This window comes from Haloarcula sp. Atlit-7R (assembly GCF_003666065.1).
Lineage (GTDB): Archaea > Halobacteriota > Halobacteria > Halobacteriales > Haloarculaceae > Haloarcula > Haloarcula taiwanensis.
The window spans coordinates 464,257-479,864 of sequence record NZ_QXIK01000001.1; the positions used below are offsets into that span (position 1 = coordinate 464,257).

16 protein-coding genes are annotated in these 15,608 nt (G+C 64.0%); 7 read left to right on the plus strand and 9 right to left on the minus strand.

Going from position 1 to position 15,608, the window contains the following annotated elements:
* The first annotated feature begins 18 nt into the window (after positions 1-18).
* Both D3D01_RS02435 and D3D01_RS02440 read left to right on the plus strand, forming a co-directional pair.
* Positions 19-1,962 (plus strand): hypothetical protein, encoded by a 1,944-nt coding sequence (locus D3D01_RS02435; protein WP_121511113.1) that lies wholly within the window; start codon positions 19-21, stop codon positions 1,960-1,962.
* Between the two features lie 80 nt (positions 1,963-2,042).
* On the plus strand, positions 2,043-2,516 hold the full coding sequence (locus D3D01_RS02440) for a peroxiredoxin (RefSeq protein ID WP_101349391.1): 474 nt from the start codon (positions 2,043-2,045) through the stop codon (positions 2,514-2,516).
* A gap of 51 nt (positions 2,517-2,567) precedes the next feature.
* Here the strand turns inward: D3D01_RS02440 and D3D01_RS02445 are convergent, their stop codons facing one another.
* The 6 genes from D3D01_RS02445 to D3D01_RS02465 form a co-directional block, all read right to left on the minus strand.
* Complete coding sequence (locus D3D01_RS02445; protein ID WP_121511114.1) at positions 2,568-3,605, minus strand: dipeptide epimerase; 1,038 nt, start codon at positions 3,603-3,605, stop codon at positions 2,568-2,570.
* On the minus strand, positions 3,602-4,612 hold the full coding sequence (locus D3D01_RS02450; protein WP_121511115.1) for a DUF1611 domain-containing protein: 1,011 nt from the start codon (positions 4,610-4,612) through the stop codon (positions 3,602-3,604). Before D3D01_RS02450 ends, D3D01_RS02445 begins: the two co-directional genes overlap by 4 nt.
* A 31-nt stretch (positions 4,613-4,643) precedes the next feature.
* Positions 4,644-5,537 carry a Vms1/Ankzf1 family peptidyl-tRNA hydrolase gene (locus tag D3D01_RS02455; protein ID WP_121511116.1) on the minus strand — a complete coding sequence of 298 codons (894 nt, stop codon included), beginning with the start codon at positions 5,535-5,537 and terminating at the stop codon, positions 4,644-4,646.
* 71 nt (positions 5,538-5,608) lie between these two features.
* The gene (locus D3D01_RS02460) at positions 5,609-6,274 is read right to left on the minus strand and encodes a helix-turn-helix domain-containing protein (RefSeq protein WP_121511117.1); all 666 of its coding nucleotides are present in this window, start codon (positions 6,272-6,274) and stop codon (positions 5,609-5,611) included.
* A gap of 231 nt (positions 6,275-6,505) precedes the next feature.
* Entirely contained in the window at positions 6,506-6,643 is a 138-nt protein-coding gene (locus D3D01_RS23615) for a hypothetical protein (protein WP_158600423.1), read from the minus strand.
* Positions 6,644-6,771: 128 nt separating this feature from the next.
* Positions 6,772-7,137 carry a DUF5802 family protein gene (locus D3D01_RS02465; protein ID WP_101349386.1) on the minus strand — a complete coding sequence of 122 codons (366 nt, stop codon included), beginning with the start codon at positions 7,135-7,137 and terminating at the stop codon, positions 6,772-6,774.
* Between the two features lie 147 nt (positions 7,138-7,284).
* On the opposite strand from D3D01_RS02465, the gene D3D01_RS02470 reads away from it, so the two are divergent.
* From D3D01_RS02470 to D3D01_RS02480, 3 genes are all read left to right on the plus strand, one after another.
* On the plus strand, positions 7,285-7,917 hold the full coding sequence (locus tag D3D01_RS02470; RefSeq protein ID WP_121511118.1) for a DUF1405 domain-containing protein: 633 nt from the start codon (positions 7,285-7,287) through the stop codon (positions 7,915-7,917).
* Between the two features lie 108 nt (positions 7,918-8,025).
* Positions 8,026-9,312 (plus strand): hypothetical protein, encoded by a 1,287-nt coding sequence (locus D3D01_RS02475; protein WP_121511119.1) that lies wholly within the window; start codon positions 8,026-8,028, stop codon positions 9,310-9,312.
* A 97-nt stretch (positions 9,313-9,409) separates the two neighbouring features.
* Positions 9,410-10,057: a metalloregulator ArsR/SmtB family transcription factor gene (locus D3D01_RS02480; protein WP_101349383.1), complete on the plus strand. Its 648-nt coding sequence runs from the start codon at positions 9,410-9,412 to the stop codon at positions 10,055-10,057.
* 30 nt (positions 10,058-10,087) lie between these two features.
* Here the strand turns inward: D3D01_RS02480 and D3D01_RS02485 are convergent, their stop codons facing one another.
* From D3D01_RS02485 to D3D01_RS02495, 3 genes are all read right to left on the minus strand, one after another.
* Positions 10,088-11,653 (minus strand): Na+/H+ antiporter NhaC family protein, encoded by a 1,566-nt coding sequence (locus tag D3D01_RS02485; RefSeq protein WP_101349382.1) that lies wholly within the window; start codon positions 11,651-11,653, stop codon positions 10,088-10,090.
* A 344-nt stretch (positions 11,654-11,997) separates the two neighbouring features.
* Positions 11,998-12,507: a hypothetical protein gene (locus D3D01_RS02490; RefSeq protein ID WP_121511120.1), complete on the minus strand. Its 510-nt coding sequence runs from the start codon at positions 12,505-12,507 to the stop codon at positions 11,998-12,000.
* Between the two features lie 73 nt (positions 12,508-12,580).
* Positions 12,581-13,180: a hypothetical protein gene (locus tag D3D01_RS02495; RefSeq protein ID WP_121511121.1), complete on the minus strand. Its 600-nt coding sequence runs from the start codon at positions 13,178-13,180 to the stop codon at positions 12,581-12,583.
* Between the two features lie 177 nt (positions 13,181-13,357).
* Here D3D01_RS02495 and gatD point away from each other — a divergent pair, with 177 nt between their 5' ends.
* Positions 13,358-14,605 (plus strand): Glu-tRNA(Gln) amidotransferase subunit GatD, encoded by a 1,248-nt coding sequence (gene gatD / locus D3D01_RS02500; protein ID WP_121511122.1) that lies wholly within the window; start codon positions 13,358-13,360, stop codon positions 14,603-14,605.
* Between the two features lie 77 nt (positions 14,606-14,682).
* Positions 14,683-15,561: a GNAT family N-acetyltransferase gene (locus tag D3D01_RS02505; RefSeq protein WP_121511123.1), complete on the plus strand. Its 879-nt coding sequence runs from the start codon at positions 14,683-14,685 to the stop codon at positions 15,559-15,561.
* Positions 15,562-15,608: the final 47 nt, after the last annotated feature.

Here is a 15,608-nt window from a genome sequence, read left to right on the forward strand (position 1 = left end):
ACCCACACAGTACCGAGCATGGACGATATCGTCGACCTAGTGACCCGGTCGCTCGCTGACGAGACTGCCGCGGCGTTCACTGAACGGGTCGACGAACAGGCGATGCAGCTCCGGAGGGCCATCGAGGCCGGGGAGTTCGACAACGAGGCGTTCTCCGTCGGTCTGGAAATCGAACTGTACGCCATCAACGCGGAGCCGGACCCGCCCGAACCGGACGATGCGGAGGATAGCGAGGAAACCGCCGAAGCAGGTCTGAACGACGACCTGAGCGAATCGGGCGAAGCGGCCTGGAGCGGGTCGCTCGACGCGCCGGCAGAGCCAGAAGGTGGCGGCGACGCATCGCTGGAACCAAACGGTGACGGAGCGCCCCTTGCGCCAGACGAGGGCGATTCTCTCGAACCCGCTGGAAACGAACCACCGGACCAGAACGCTGCCGAAACCGCTGACGAGCCCGAGGATTCATTCGGCCCCGGAGAGGGGCCGTCACTCGACATCGACCCGGACAGTCCGCTGGCCGAGGACGAACCGGAGACGCCAGAGGAGGAGGCCGAGCCGGCCGTCGAGTCGTCCGTCGAGGAGGACGACGACGAGCCGTACATGGACCCCGAGGACTGGGAGGGACGGCTGACCCGCCTGCCCGACGTGGTGTTCGAGGGCGAGGCCAACAAGGAACTGGGCGTGCACAACGCCGAGGTCAACACCGAGCCAAACAGCTTCGACCAGACTGGGATGGAGGTCCAGACGACGGCGGTAGAGATGCAGACGAAACAGGCCCGCCAGCAGGCGAGCAAACACAACTGCGAACTCGTCCTTGATGCGATGTGGACCGTCCCGCCCGAGGAGGGCAGCGAGGCGTACCTCTCGGCACACGAGACGAGGGACGGGGTTGTCCTCGCGGACAACATGCGGCAGGCTCCCAGATACGTGGCACTAGACAACGAAGCGCTGGACCACGCTGGCGGCAGCATCGACTTCGACGTGCCGGGATACAGCGGGTCGTTCCCGACGATTCTGTTCGAGTCCCTGGCCACCTCGATCCAGCCCCACCTTCAGGTTCCGGACACCGGGGCGTTCCCCGAGTACTACAACGCCGCGATCCGGACGCTCGGACCGCTGCTTGCGCTATCGGTGAACTCGCCGTTCCTCCCGGCAGATATGTACGGCGACACCGACGGCGAGTGGCTCTGTGCGAACACGCACCACGAACTCCGCATCGCGGCTTTCGAGCAGTCTGTCAACACCAACGAGAACCCGAAGGTCCGGGTCCCACGGGACCTCGACGATACGACGGACGTTGTCGGCCGTGTCGTCGACGACGACCTGTTCGCGCCGTTCCTCCGCGAGTTCCTGCACGACGACGACCGGGCGGCGTTCGAAGACGAGTTCTGGGAGTTCGACCACAAGCGCGGGACCTACTGGCGCTGGCTCCGCTGTGTCGCCGGCGGAACGCCGGTCGAGGGAGCAAGCACTGAAAAGTCGCTCCGCATCGAGTACCGTCCCCTCCCGACCCAGCCCCACGCCAAGGATATGATCGGGCTGCAGGCGCTGACGGTCGGCCTCATCCGCGGGCTGGTCGCCGCCGACCACCCCGCCGCGGAACTACCGTGGCAGGAAGCCAAGCGGAGCTTCTACAACGCCGCACAGGACGGCTTCGAGGCCGACCTGTCGTGGGTGACCGCCGAGGGCGAGCGGACGGCCGACCGCGCGGCCATCTACGACGAGGTCTTCGAGTACGCCCGTCTGGGACTGGCAGAGCAAGGCGTCCCGGAGGCCCGCATTGACGAGTACCTCGGGCCTATCGAAGCCCGATACGACGCCGGGACGACCCCGAGCGACTGGAAGATCGCCCGCGTTCGCGAGTCTCTCGACGACGGCGACGACCTCTCGGCAGCCATCACGTCGATGCAGCGGGACTACATCAATGCGACCCGTGAACACCACGCCTTCGAAGAGTGGCTGTAGGCGGCCAGCGGCGGCAGGGAGTCGGGGTTGCCCTGCCGGATGGCGGGTATTTATTCGGACGACGCCGTTATATTCGGGTGATGGTTTCCACAGGCGACACCGCGCCGGACATCTCGGCGACAATCGCGAACGGTGAGGTAGAGGACTTCGAACTGAGCGACCACCTGGGCGACGGGCCGGTCGTGCTCGCGTTTTTCCCGGGCGCGTTTACGCCGCCGTGTTCCAACGAGATGGTGGCCCTGCAGGAACACCTCGGGGACTTCCACGACGCCGGCGCGACGGTCCTTGGCGTCAGCGCCGACTCGGCGTTCTCGCTGAACTCCTTCCGCGACGAGCACGGGCTGGAGTTCGACCTGCTCAGTGACATGGGCCGGTCGGCGATTCAGGACTACGGCCTCGAAATCGACATTGAGGACCTCGGGCTGCTCGGCGTCGCCAACCGCGCCGTGTTCGTCGTCGACGACGACGGCGAAGTCACCTACAGTTGGGTCGCCGACGACCCGACCAACGAGCCGGACTACGATGAGCTGCTAAATGCAGTCGAATCGGCATAAGCGGGCCACATCACACTCCGAACCGGATTTTTTATCGGTACTGTCTCGCAGCTACGCGTCTCGCGCCCGCCGAGCACCGGTGCCGGCCGACACCGAAGTGAGGTCGAACACGGCACCGTCGAGCGGCACGCCGTCGTAGGGGTCTGACGCCAGCAAGAGCGCCCCGTCGAGGTCGACATAGTCGACAAGCGGTGCGAGATGGACTGCTGCGGCGATGCTGGCGTTGGACTCGACCATACACCCGAGCATCAGGTCGAGATTGTGGACCGCAGCGGCGTTGAACAGCCGTGTTGCGGGCCTGAGGCCGCCGCATTTGACCAGTTTGGCGTTGACAATGTCACAGGCGTCAGCGACCCGCGGTACGTCTGACGCTGTCACACAGGATTCGTCGGCGGCGACGGGAATCTCAGTCGCGTCGGTCACGCGGCGGAGGCCGTCGATGTCGTCGGCCTCGACCGGCTGTTCCAGCATCGTCACACCAGCGTCGGCGAGCCAGTCCGCCTTGTTGATAGCCTCGTGAACGGTCCAGGCGGCGTTGGCGTCAACCCGTATCTCGGCGTCGGGGACGGCATCCCGAACCGCGTCCAGTCGCGCCCGGTCGTCGTCGGTCCCGAGTTTGACCTTCAGGTGACCGAAGCCGCTGTCGGCCGCCTCCCATGCTTTCTCGGCCATCCGCTCGGGCGAGTCGATGCCGACTGTGTAGGTGGTCGGCGGGACCGCATCGGGGTCGAGGCCCCACTGCCGGTACAGCGGCAGGTCCAGCTGCCGAGCGGCGAGGTCGTGGACAGCGATAGAGAGTGCCATCCGTGCGGCAGGCTGACCCGGCGCTTGCTCGTCGAGGTCCCGCTCGATGCGTTGCTGCGCGTGTGGGTCGCCGATGCGGTCGACGGTCTCACAGAGTTCGGGGAGCGTTTCGGTCACTGACTGGGCACTCTCGTCGTAGTACGCTGACGGCGTGACGGCCCCGATACCTGTAGTTCCCTCGTGGGTAAGTTCGACCACGACGGTCTCGCTGGTCTCGCTGGTCTCTCGCGAGATACCGAACGGGTTCGACAGCGGCAGTTCGAGGCGGTCGACGCGCCAGTTCATAGGATAGCGTCCAGTACCTCGTCCGGAACGCCGTGGCGGACCGGGTCAGTCGCCGGTGCGTCCAGAGCGTCACTGTACCCTGCGACAGCATCCGCGGCCGCACCGTCGTCGAGGTGGCGGGTGTTCAGCATGCCCGCGACGACGGACGCGTCCGAGATGGGCGCGGCCAGGCGCTCGTAGATGTCGACGTACTCGGAGAGCGGCGGAATATCGAACGACTCGTAGCCGTGGATGACCTCGCGGCCAGCTTCGTGGCACATAACGAGCGCATCCGGGACCGACCCGTGGAGGATGCTCGTCGTCACGCCCGAATAGGCTGGATGGGCCAGCGCACCCTGCCCTTCGACGACGAGGAGGTCCGCCGTCTGCGCTTCTTCGACCAGCCGCTCGACCGCGCCGGCGGCGTAGTCGGCGATGACACGGTCGATGACGATGCCCCAACCAGTGATGGCGATGCCGGTCTGACCCGTCGGAACGACGGCGGCGTCGAGGCCGCGCTCCCGGGCCGCATCGCGGATCTCGAACGACGCAGTCATCTTCCCCGTCGAGCAGTCGGTGCCGACAGTTGTGACGACTGTCGCATCCACATCGCCGGCGGTGCCCGCCGCCACGGTCAGGTCCTCTGGTGGCTTGCGGAGGTCGTGGAGTTCGGCGTCGTGTTCCTCGGCGAGGCGGGCGAACTCCTCGTCGTCGGCCAGGAAGTCGTGCAGCCCAGCGTACACGTCACAGCCGCGTTCGAGCGCTGTGCGAACGTCTTCGCGCCAGGACTCGTCGAACTCACCGCCGATTGGAGAGATGCCAATGACGAGCGCGTCCACCTCGGGCGCGTCGGCCATCGACGCGACGATAGGGGCGTCCTGCACGTCCGGGAGCGTGTCGTTGACGCGCTGTCCGGCCCGCTCGCGGTCGACGAGAGCGTGTACTGCTCGGTCACCGTACCGCAACAACCCGACCGCTGTCTTGGCCCGGTCGGGAAAGGCGTCGTGTGTTAAAATTGCTACGGCCATAGCCGGACAGAGTCGCCGCCCCGCGAAAAAGCTACGGAACGCGCAACCGAACAGTCCACAGTGACCGAACGGCGTCGTCCAGTGCCTCGGCAGGCTCCCCGGTCGCGTCGACCGGCTTCGTCGCCGTCGCGAAGTCCTCGAACTCGTGGATGACTGACCCTTCGCCGACGACGTACAGCCGGTCGGGGGACACCTCCTCGATAGCGGCCCGACAGCGGTCGAGATGGGAGTCGATCTGCTGGTCCCGAAGCCGCTCGAACCGGCTCTGTGAGAAGCCGCCTTTGGAGTGCTGGCTTTTCAGCTCCGAGTCGAAGCCGTGGAACGCCGTCCGCTCGCGGCCGTCGTACTCGCCCATGGCGAACAGGCCCGAGCGGACCAGCGCGACGACGTGCTCACCGGTCGGTTCGAACCACGACCGCTCCAGCCGAACGGTGTCGCCCCACCCGGTGAACGGCGACGGCGGCGAAGGGACCGACAGGCACGCCGACAGGAGGCCGGCGTCATCCGTCACAGCTAGACACGGCGCGGCGCTGGCGACCAGCGATGCGCGGTCGCCGAAGGCGTCCCGAACTGGCCCGGGCAGGGAACGCTCCGCGTCGATATAGGCAGTAAAGACGCCTTCCGGCTCTGTCTCGAAGGATTCCAGCCGAGTGAGTACTTCACTTAGACGGGCCCGACTGAGCGTCTCCTCGGCCCGGAACGTCGATGCGCCCTCCTCGTCCTGCAGGCGCTCGACGCGGTCTTCGAGTTCAGCCACCCGGTCTTCCAGCCGATTGACCTCGGCCTCGGCCTGCTGGCGCTCGGTCGCTGCGTCGGCACGGCGCTCCTTCTCGGCGTCGAGCTGTCGTTCGAGGTGGTGGTTCTCCTCCTCGAGTTCGGCGACCCGCTCTTTCAGCGACGCTCGTCCCAGCAACCGGTCAAGCATCGACTGGATGGCAGACGGGGACAGGCTTAAAAGTGACTTCCCGGACCGCAACTGCATCGAAGCGTTACCACTCAGTCCGGCGGTTCGTCGTCGTCTCTCAGCGAGGAGATGATGAGCCGCCTGATGCCGCGCCGAAGGCGACCGCCGGCCGCGGGTTGAGAGATATCCAGATTGGCGGCGACATCGCTGAGAGTCGCGTTCCGCGGCTCTTCGAAATACCCCATTTCGAGTGCGACGAGGAGCGCCTCCCGCTGGCTGTCAGTCAGCCCTGCGTCCGTGTTTCCCAGACTGGCGTACTCGTTCACGCGCAGCAGATCGATGTCGATGTCGTTCTCTTGAGCGTAGTCCCACAGCTGAGCGAGAGCCGTCCGTTCGGGCAGCCATATCGTCAGTATCCACGCGCTCCCGTCGTTTTCCATGTCGAGGATAACCCCGTTCGCGGCCGAGATGACGGGGGAGAGGATCTTTGCTTCGTCCGTGTACTCGAAGCTGTAGATGGCCTCGTCGTCTCTGGTTTCGATGACGCGTTCGAAGTCCCCGACAGTGCTGTCGTTCCGTAATCCGTCCTCGAACTGCTGGAAGTCGGACGATTCAATGTGGTAAAAGAACTTGCCCGACGTCGGGTCCGTGCCCGCCTCAGACACGGACCTGACTTTCGAGCTCCGGTCGTGGGAAACGGTCTGTGTGAGGACGATGTCGAGATGTTCGGCTCGGACGACCGCCTTGATATCGGTCATGTGTCTGTAGAGTGGTGTGTGCCAGCGCGTGCAATTACGTGGTGGAGATGTCGGCGGAAATCCGTCCCAAACTCTTGGTACTAGCTGAGGGTAGTCGTGCGCTAATTTAACTGAGTCGGTTGGCCGTGAGGGCCGAGTACAGGCGGCCCGATTTCCGTGTCTCGTCCGGCCGGTCCGAGCGGGATACGTGCCCGCTGAGCCGGCGGGTTCCCGTACGGCGATGTCACCGGTTCAGACGCGATGGCTGAACAGCAGCGCCCAGAGACGTTCGGGCCAGCCGGCACCATGCGATGGAGATACGCCGGCGGGGAGGTAGAATTTGGAGTCAGTAGCGCTATCCTGCTCCTCAGCGTGGTTTCGCTGTGACATACATGTGAAGAGAGGCCCCCGAACCGCATTGCTCTGTAGCTTAAGCGTATAACCTACTTATCCCACGTTTCAAAACTCCGGTCCGTCCGGTAGCCAATGAGAACGCAGTAAAGCGGAGTTTCACCCGCTCAAACGGCAGTGTCAGGGAGTATCGTCGCGCCCTCTGAGAGAGAGAGCAGTTGTGCGGCGTGGTCCGCTTTCGCCAGAAATACTTCTTCGAGGCTGGGCGGGTTCCGGACGTTGGCGTCTTCGAGCATCGGTTCGGGAACAACGAGTGTGTCCGCCGGGACCTGTGCATCTCCGTGGACGGCAAAGTGCTGGGAGCCGAGTTTCATTACCAGCGGATAGTCTGTGCGTTCGACCCCTTCGCCGGAGGCGTACAACTGTTCGTTCACTCGTTCGTGCTGCTCGCGACACATCGCGGCCGCCGCGTCATCTCTCGGTTCGACGTAGAGGCGGCCGAGGTAGTATCCACGCGAAAACTGTTCGAACATCGGTGCAGGTGTATGTGTGTCATTTACATACATAAGTGTTCGCCGGCAGCCTTTTGCCGTCGTGCAAACAGCGGCAACTCACAGTCGGTGGCCCGATAGCGACTCCCGTCCGACAGGGCTTTGCCGTGAGCGGTCCCGAGTCGACCCATGAGCGAGCAGCGGGGGCCGTTGCCCCGTCGGTACGCGCGGTACTACCTCGAACAGACGCCGAGCCTCGTGTGGCTGCTGGTCGTCAACGCCGTGGCGATGCTCGTCGGCATCCGGTACTACGTCGAGACGATGCCCGAGGTGTCGACGTTTCTCTGGCCGCTGTACGCCGACTCGCCGGCCGCGCTGTTCCTGATGACGCTGTCGGTCGCTACCCTTCTGCCGTTCCTCGGCAAGTCGCTCGATGAGGTGCCGCTGACGGTGCCGCTCGCGTACCTCCACACGATTGCACTGGTCTGGCTGGTCAAGATGGGGCTGTGGACCGTCGTGGCGTTAAATATCGGCTTCGACGCGTACTTCCCCGCGCCGTGGGCGTATTTCGGCATCATCATCACCCACCTCGGCTTCATCGCCGAAGGGCTGTTAGTTCCCCACTACGCCCGAACGACGAGGGGCGCGCTCGTGACCGCGCTGGTGCTGGCCCTGTGCAACGACGTGCTCGATTACGCCTTCGGATATCATCCGCCGTTGCGCTACGAGCCCGGCCTCGCGCTGCCGGTCGCCACCGTCGCGCTGTCCGTGCTGTCGGTGGGACTCGCCTGGCGACTGCTCCCGTCGGGGAAGCCGCCTTAAATACGTTCGTAAACACTCTTGGACTATCTGCGGTTGTTTCAGGGGCTGATGAACGACACGAACGAAGGCGTTTCTTTTTGATGTGGGAGGGTCGAAGTAGGAATAGGAATGAGCCCACGCCAGGCCACGCTCCTCACAGTGCTGGTCTTCGTCGGGACTGTCGCTGTCGGCCTCCCAGCCGTGACAGCGCAGGAGACCGCAACGGAGACAGTGGCCACGCAGAACGAGTCTGCCAGCGGAATGGGAACGCAACTCACGGCGTTCCTCCAGTCGAACGCTGCCGCCGCGAACGACACGGTCGAGAACGGGATGTGGCGGTCGACATACAACCAATCGAACAGCACTGAACGAGCCGAGCTGGTCACGAAGCGGGCGGGCTCGCTCGAACGCCGGCTCGAACGGCTACAGGAGCGAAACGCCACGCTCGAACAGCAATACGAGAACGGAAGCATCAGTGAGCAGGCCTACGTGGCACAGCAGAGCCGACTCACCGCAGAGATTGCGGGCCTGCAGACCGCGATTAACGATACCGATGCAGCGGCCGAACAGACCGGTGTAAACGACACTGCACTGGAACGGTTGAAACAAAACGCAAGCAAGCTTTCCGGTCAGCAGGTCGCATCGATTGCTCGGGGTATCGCCGGACCGCCGGGGACCGCTGGCCCGGATGAACAGGGACCGCCCGACGACGCTGGAGTCAACCGGAGCGAAGCAGGACCGCCCGACGGCGCCGGAGTCAACGATAGCGACCGGGGGCCGCCAGCCGAGACGCCCGACCGGGGTGCCAACGAGAGCAACCGAGGCCCGCCCGGCGAGGCTCCCGGACAACAGGGAAACAGTAGCGAGCGAGGCCCACCTGACGATGCCCCCGGACAGCAGGAAAACGAGACCGAGGGAGGCCCACCCGCTGACAGGGGTACCGACGGCGATAGCGAGGGGGCAGACGGCGCGGCCGGGAACGAGGGAAACGAGTCTGACAGGGGGGCGGAACGGGGCAACGGGAACGAAAACGGGGAGCGTGGAGCGTCCGGCACCGAGGACAGCGACGACAGCGGCAACGATGCCAGAAACGGCGCTGGCGGGGAGAACGGTTCTGACGCCGACGAATCCGGAAACGACGGGGCCGACGGCTCGTCCGAGACGGATTCCGACGGTGATGCGGGCGAGGGGGGCAACGACGAGGGAAACGGTAACGGGAGCGAGCAAGGCAGCGACGGGGGTGAGCAGGGCAACGACCAAGCCGGGGACCAGGGAAATAACGGAGGCGACGGGGGCAACGACGGCGGTGACCAAGGAAGCGGCCAGGGTAGTGACCAAGGAAACGACGGCGGCAACGGCCAGGACAATGACCGAGGAAACGGCGGCAATCAGGGCAACGGGAACGGCGGCGCATAGGGGTCGCGGGCCTACCCGGTCGCTGAGCGGGGGACACACCAGCAAACCGCCCGACGAGAGTCATACTTTTGAACCGTGACCCGCTACCTACGTATCGATGGACTCCGCCGAGCTACTCAATCTCCTTGGAAACGCCAATCGCCGGCGGATTCTCAAACTACTCGCACACAAACCCTGCTACGTCACCGAAATCAGCGAGTACATCGGTGTCAGTCCGAAAGCGGTCATCGACCACCTGCAGAAGCTCGAAGACGCCGGCCTCGTCGACTCCCGGACGGACGACCAACGCCGAAAGTACTTCTCTATCGCCCGGAACCTCCGTCTGGAGGTCCGCGTCTCTCCGTACGAGTTTGGTACCAAAAGCGCCTATCCGGCAAACCCCGAGTTCGAGATGCCCTCCTGTCGCCACCTCTCGATAGACGTTGGGGCCACATCTGACGGGGACTTTCACGACCTGGCGCGCGAACTGGAGCATCTCCAGCAGCTAGAGAACGAACTGTCGCTGGCTCAGCGATGGGTGCAAGCCCGCATGACCGACGTACGGGACCGCATCGACTCCGGCTTCGAGAACGGCGACGGACGACTGTACGCAGAACTGGTCAGCGGGCTCGCAAACGGTATCGATACCGTTCCAGCGCTGGCCCGAGAGATTGAGGCCCCGCCCGAAATCGTCGAGGAAGCGCTCACGCGGCTGGCGGAGGACGACGTGGTCGAACGGACCGACGACGGCTGGGAAATCGTCTGAGCCAAACGGTGTTTCGGAGAGCGGACCGTCTCAGTCCGCGTTCGAACCGTACGAACTGGGGACTTCGACCGAGAGCTGTTCTGAGAGCAGGTACGTCACAGACCCGACAGCGACCAGTCCGGCGGGGAGCGCAATGTACGCCGAAACGCCGTAGCCGGCCAGCAGGAACAGCCCGGTTGCGACGATGCCGGCCAGTACTGCATAGGGAATCTGGGTGTTCACGTGGTCGACGTGGTCACTCGCGGCGAACATGCTCGACATCACTGTCGTGTCGGAGATGGGCGAGCAGTGGTCGCCAAACAGCGCGCCGGTCAGGATCGCTGCGATAGCTGGGGCAAGCGGCGCGCCGAGAGCGTGTCCGAGCGGTATCGCGACAGGGAACAGGATACCCATCGTCCCCCAAGACGTGCCGATGCTGAAGCTGATAATGACCGCGCTGAGGAAGATGATGGCGGGCAGCATCCCGGCTGTGATAATTCCCTCGCTGATAGCGACGACGTAGGGACCGACACCGAGTGCCTGACTCACAGCACCGATGGACCACGCGAGCGAGAGCACCGCAACGGGGAACATCACCATTTTGAATCCCTCGAAGATGGCATCGCTCACTTTATCGACCGCAATCCGTGCGTGTCCGACCAGAATTGTCAGAATGACCAGACAGGCCGAGAACGAGGCCCAGACGATTGCGTCAGCGGTGGCCGCGTTCGACAGTGCATCGGTGAGACTCCGGCCAGCGAACCCGCCACCAGAGTAATACAGCGAGAACCCGGTCACCCCCACGAGTGCGGCAATTGGTGCTGCGAAGTACCACCACCGTGGCTCTACGTGGTCGGGCGTGACGATATCGTCCTCCTGCGTTTCCATGAGTGGGTCCGCGTTGTCACCGAGGACTTTGCCCTCTTCCTTTGCTCTGCGTTCAGCCTTCGCCATCGGCCCGAAGTCCAAGTCCGCGATGACGACGATGAAAACCATCGCAAGTGCGAGCAGGCTGTAGAACCGATAGGGTATCGACTCGAGGAACAGCAGGAACGCGCTTCGCTCCACCCCAATCGTGGTGAGTTGCTCGGCGATGAGCCCGACCTCGAACCCGAGCCATGTCGAGACGACCGATATCGACGCGGTCGGTGCAGTGGTGGAGTCAAGGATGTACGCCAGCTTCTCGCGGCTGATGTCGAATTTATCAGTGATCGGGCGCATGACAGACCCGGTGATCATCGTCGAGGCGTACGAGTCGACGAAGATCGTCATTCCCAGTAGCGACGTGCCAAGCGCCGCCTGACGACGAGTCCGAATACGCTTGACCATCTGTGACGCCAGCGCATTCATCCCGCCGGAGAGGAAGATCATCCCCAGCATTGCCCCGATGAGGAACGTGAACAGGAGCAGCTTGACGTTGAACGGCTCAGTCACGTTATCCACGACGAACTGGAGGCTCCGGGCGGCTCCGGCGGCTGGATTCCAGCCGACGAGCACCGTCGCGCCGATCCAGATGCCTGCAAACAGCGAGAGGAGTACTTGGCGAGTGAACAGCGTCAGTACAATCGCGAGCATCGCCGGGAACAGGCTGATAAGCCCGTATGTCTCTGGTGCCATACGTTCTGGTCCGGGATTTACATACGAGAGTTATAAGAGTTGTCAACTCAAGATATTGTGGTTAGGTGGCCATAGAAAACAACGTATAATCATATTATTATTTATTTTTTGGACTACTGAACAAGTTATAGATGTGTTCGACGAGACGGAGACAATCGGTCGCACCGAAAACGTCCGTTCACGCCGAAATCGTAGCGAGCCGTCACAAACGAAAGACGGGCAGAAGATTTCAACAGCGTTTGTCTGATACCTCTATTGCAGTCCGAGCGACGGGACCGTGGAATGCACTGCAGCAAATGCAGCAAGCACGGTCGCGATACTGACCGGCACAGTCGCCTGAAAAGCTACAGGTCTCTCGTCAGCCCACTGCGAAGGTCCCGGCCGAAGTAGTGTCCGACGAGCGCGAGGACGAGACCGACCCCACCGGCGATGGCGAACAGTCTGGTACCGTTCAGTCCCGCAGCAAGCTGTGGGAGGAGGGACAGAACGGCCGTTGCGCCGCCGCTGACACCGCCCGCCAGCCCCAGTTCGGCGTATCGGCGCTCGCTAGCGAGCAGTCCGTAGACGAATCCGCCGAGTACGATGCCGAGCAGTTCGGTGAACGGCACGAGCGGTATCAGTCTGCCAAGCACCATCCCGCCGCCGACCGCGCCGAAGGCGAACAGCAGCGCCCGCAGTGAGAAGTAGCTGCCGCTGTCTGTGGTGGACGTTTCGGTGATAGACGACGTTGTGTCGCGTGATTCCCCGACAGCGACGTCCGTCTCTACTGATTCCGTCGTGCCGACATCGACGCCGAGGTCACCGTCCGACTGCGCGTCCGCGTCGCGGGTCCGCTCCTCGGTTCGTTCGGCCATACTGAGTATGGGACGGCGAGTAGTATGGTCCTTTTGGGGCCTGTCGGCAGTCAGGGAGACGGCGGTGTGTCGCTCAGATACCGAGCCAGTCGTCGTTGCGAACCGAGTAACCGTTCGACCGGCAGAACTCCGACGCCCGTCGGCGCACGTCGCGGGACCCCGGTAGCGTCTCGTTCTCGTGAATGTGCTCAATAATCCAGTCGGCGATAGCGCGAATGCCTTCGTCGTCGTCATCCGCATCGATAGTTTGCAGCGCCCGGAACGTCCGCTCGTACCCGTCGCGCTGTGAGGCACCGAACGACGCGCTTTGATACCTGTCGGCAGCCTTTACAATCCGTTTCATCGCCCCCGCTACGGTCGGCCGCTGGACTCGGGTCCGGACCTCGGCCGGCGAGTCGAACGACTCGACCGCTGCATCGGGCAAGAGATCCGCAACGGTGTACGTTCCCTCGGCCGACTCGATCTCGTAATCGCCAACCGCATCGACCACCGTAGCCGCTGATGCCGGGAATTCGAGCGTGTCGAGTTCAGTCTCGAAGGACGCGAGTTCCGTCGAGTCGACTGGCGGCTCGGGCTCGTCCGCGCGCTCGAGCTCCTCGGCGATAGCGCGCTCGCGCTGGCGGCGCTCCTCGTTTCGAGCCTGCGCTTCGCGCCCGTTCTTGTTGTCTGCCATACGTGTTAGGAGCATGTCGAGTGAGATAACATTGTGGTTTGGTATCGTGTGTGTTGAGAGTCCGACTGCGAACTGCCCCACACACCGGAGCCGCGGGTCGTCGTCAGGTCCGGCGTGTGGCTGAAAAGGCTCGGCGAAACGAGTGGGTTCAAGTCCCACCGGCGGAAAGTGCCGCGCATGAACGCAGGCGACCGGGTCCGCGTCGAGCGCGCGGCCCAGACATACGAGGGCGTGTTGCTTCCATCGAGTACGCCCGAGCACCTCGTCGTCAAACTCGACGGCGGGTACAACGTCGGTATCGACCGCGAGGGCGCATCCGTCGACGTGCTAGAGTCGGACGTGTACGACGTCGAGAGCGCGCAGGACGAACAGAGTCAGTCGGCAATCGAATTCGACGACGACCTCCCGACGGTGTCGCTCATCTCCACCGGCGGGACCATCGCCTCGACCGTCGACTACCGCACCGGTGCGGTGACGGCCCAGTTCGACGCAGAGGACGTACTGCGAGCGGTCCCGGACCTCGCCGGGATGGCGAACTACCGCGGCCGCGTCGTCGCGAATATTCTCTCGGAGAACATGACCCCGGCCGTCTGGCAGGACCTCGCGCAGGCGGTCCACGAGGAAATCGAGGCCGGCGCAGACGGCATCGTCGTCATGCACGGCACCGACACGATGCAGTACTCCGCGTCGGCGCTGTCGTTCATGCTCGACACGCCGGTCCCAATCGTGTTTACTGGCAGCCAGCGGTCGGCGGACCGCCCGTCCTCGGACAACGTGATGAACGCTGTTTCGGCGGTCGAGGCTGCGACGAGCGACTGTGCGGAGGTGCTGGTCTGTATGCACGCAGACGAGTCCGACGACCGCTGTGCGCTCCACCGCGGCACCCGCGTCCGGAAGAACCACACCTCGCGCCGGGACGCCTTCGAGACAGTCGGCGCGAAGCCGCTTGGCGAGGTCGACTACGACATCGACGGCGAGAGCACGGTTACGTTCCACCGTGAGTACACCGAACGGGACGCCGCCGACCTGGCGCTGCACGACGACATCGAGACCGACGTGGAACTCCTGAAGTTCTCGCCGGGGATGGACCCGTCGCTGCTCGAAGCCGCCACAGAGGACAGCGAGGGCGTTGTCATCGAGGGCACGGGGCTTGGCCATGTCAACACCGACTGGATCGGGACCATCGAGGAACTGGACATCCCGGTCGTCATGACCAGCCAGTGCCTCGAAGGCCGGGTCTGTGACCGCGTCTACGATACCGGACGGGACCTGCTTGACGCCGGCGTCACTGAGGGCGAAGATATGCTCCCCGGTACAGCGAAGGTCAAGCTCATGTGGGCGCTGGCAAACAGCGACGACGTGGCCGATACGATGCAAGAGCCCCTTGCCGGCGAGATTCAGCAGCGCTCGACACCCTGGTTGTAGCGCTGGGACCGGCGCAGTAGTCACGGTGTGGCTCCGCGGAGCGTCTCTTTTTTATCGTCGCGGGCGAGTCCAACGGTATGTCGCCGACTGTTCGGACGGCTTGTCACGACGACTACGAGGCTATTGTCGACCTGACCAGCGATGTCTGGGCCGACCGCGCGATGGCTGATTACATCCCGGACGTGTTCCACGACTGGGTCGGCGACGACGGCCCGGACCGGAAAACCCTCGTCGTCGACGTTGACGGCCACGCCGTTGGCATCGCGCAGGCCGTCAGACTCACCGAGACCGAGGCGTGGTTTCAGGGCATGCGCATCGACTCGGATCACCGGGGGAAGGGGTTCGGGTCGCTGCTGACCGACCACCTCATCGAATGGGCGGCCGCTGCCGGCGCGTCAGTCGGTCGAAGCATGGTGTTTTCTTGGAACGAGGCTGGACTCGGCCAATCGCTGGCTGCTGGCTTCGAAGCGGTCACGTCGTTCCGCTGGGCACACCCCGAGCCGGCCGACGTGACGCCCAAGATGTCTGTCGGGAACGACCCCACGACAGCGTGGCGCTACTGGCAGGGGAGCGACGGTCGGGATATCCTGTCAGGGCTCGCGCTCGACAGCGGAGAGAGCTGGGCGCTCTCGACGCTGACGCGGGAGACGCTCGACCGGCTAGCGACTGAACGGGCGGTCCTGACCGTCGGCGAGAAGCCACAGGGGATGGCGTGTCGCGCCCGGACGACCGACGCTGACGGCGACCGGCTCGCAGAGTACGCGGTCGGGGTATGGAGTAACGTCGACGCTGCACGGGCCCTATTCGATGCGATCGCTGCCGATGCAGCGAGGCTCGGCGTCGACGGGACACGAGTCCTCGTCCCCGAGACACCGCGACACGTGGCCCAGGCTGCGTACGCCGGCAGAGACATCAGTGAGTGTCCGGACTACGTGTTCGAAATCCGCGACCTCTGAGAGTTATCATAAGCGATAACGCGGACACAACACTCATTGAAAGACTT

What these genes read in the sequence shown, in the direction of transcription:
- D3D01_RS02475 (WP_121511119.1), top strand. Translation starts at nt 8,026, where the DNA reads ATGAGCCCACGCCAGGCCACGCTCCTCACAGTGCTGGTCTTCGTCGGG.
- D3D01_RS02450 (WP_121511115.1), bottom strand. Translation starts at nt 4,612, where the DNA reads ATGGCCGTAGCAATTTTAACACACGACGCCTTTCCCGACCGGGCCAAG.
- gatD (WP_121511122.1), top strand. Translation starts at nt 13,358, where the DNA reads ATGAACGCAGGCGACCGGGTCCGCGTCGAGCGCGCGGCCCAGACATAC.
- D3D01_RS02470 (WP_121511118.1), top strand. Translation starts at nt 7,285, where the DNA reads ATGAGCGAGCAGCGGGGGCCGTTGCCCCGTCGGTACGCGCGGTACTAC.
- D3D01_RS02440 (WP_101349391.1), top strand. Translation starts at nt 2,043, where the DNA reads ATGGTTTCCACAGGCGACACCGCGCCGGACATCTCGGCGACAATCGCG.
- D3D01_RS02505 (WP_121511123.1), top strand. Translation starts at nt 14,683, where the DNA reads ATGTCGCCGACTGTTCGGACGGCTTGTCACGACGACTACGAGGCTATT.
- D3D01_RS02435 (WP_121511113.1), top strand. Translation starts at nt 19, where the DNA reads ATGGACGATATCGTCGACCTAGTGACCCGGTCGCTCGCTGACGAGACT.
- D3D01_RS02455 (WP_121511116.1), bottom strand. Translation starts at nt 5,537, where the DNA reads ATGCTTGACCGGTTGCTGGGACGAGCGTCGCTGAAAGAGCGGGTCGCC.
- D3D01_RS02490 (WP_121511120.1), bottom strand. Translation starts at nt 12,507, where the DNA reads ATGGCCGAACGAACCGAGGAGCGGACCCGCGACGCGGACGCGCAGTCG.
- D3D01_RS02465 (WP_101349386.1), bottom strand. Translation starts at nt 7,137, where the DNA reads ATGTTCGAACAGTTTTCGCGTGGATACTACCTCGGCCGCCTCTACGTC.
- D3D01_RS02460 (WP_121511117.1), bottom strand. Translation starts at nt 6,274, where the DNA reads ATGACCGATATCAAGGCGGTCGTCCGAGCCGAACATCTCGACATCGTC.
- D3D01_RS02480 (WP_101349383.1), top strand. Translation starts at nt 9,410, where the DNA reads ATGGACTCCGCCGAGCTACTCAATCTCCTTGGAAACGCCAATCGCCGG.
- D3D01_RS02485 (WP_101349382.1), bottom strand. Translation starts at nt 11,653, where the DNA reads ATGGCACCAGAGACATACGGGCTTATCAGCCTGTTCCCGGCGATGCTC.
- D3D01_RS02495 (WP_121511121.1), bottom strand. Translation starts at nt 13,180, where the DNA reads ATGGCAGACAACAAGAACGGGCGCGAAGCGCAGGCTCGAAACGAGGAG.
- D3D01_RS23615 (WP_158600423.1), bottom strand. Translation starts at nt 6,643, where the DNA reads ATGTCACAGCGAAACCACGCTGAGGAGCAGGATAGCGCTACTGACTCC.
- D3D01_RS02445 (WP_121511114.1), bottom strand. Translation starts at nt 3,605, where the DNA reads ATGAACTGGCGCGTCGACCGCCTCGAACTGCCGCTGTCGAACCCGTTC.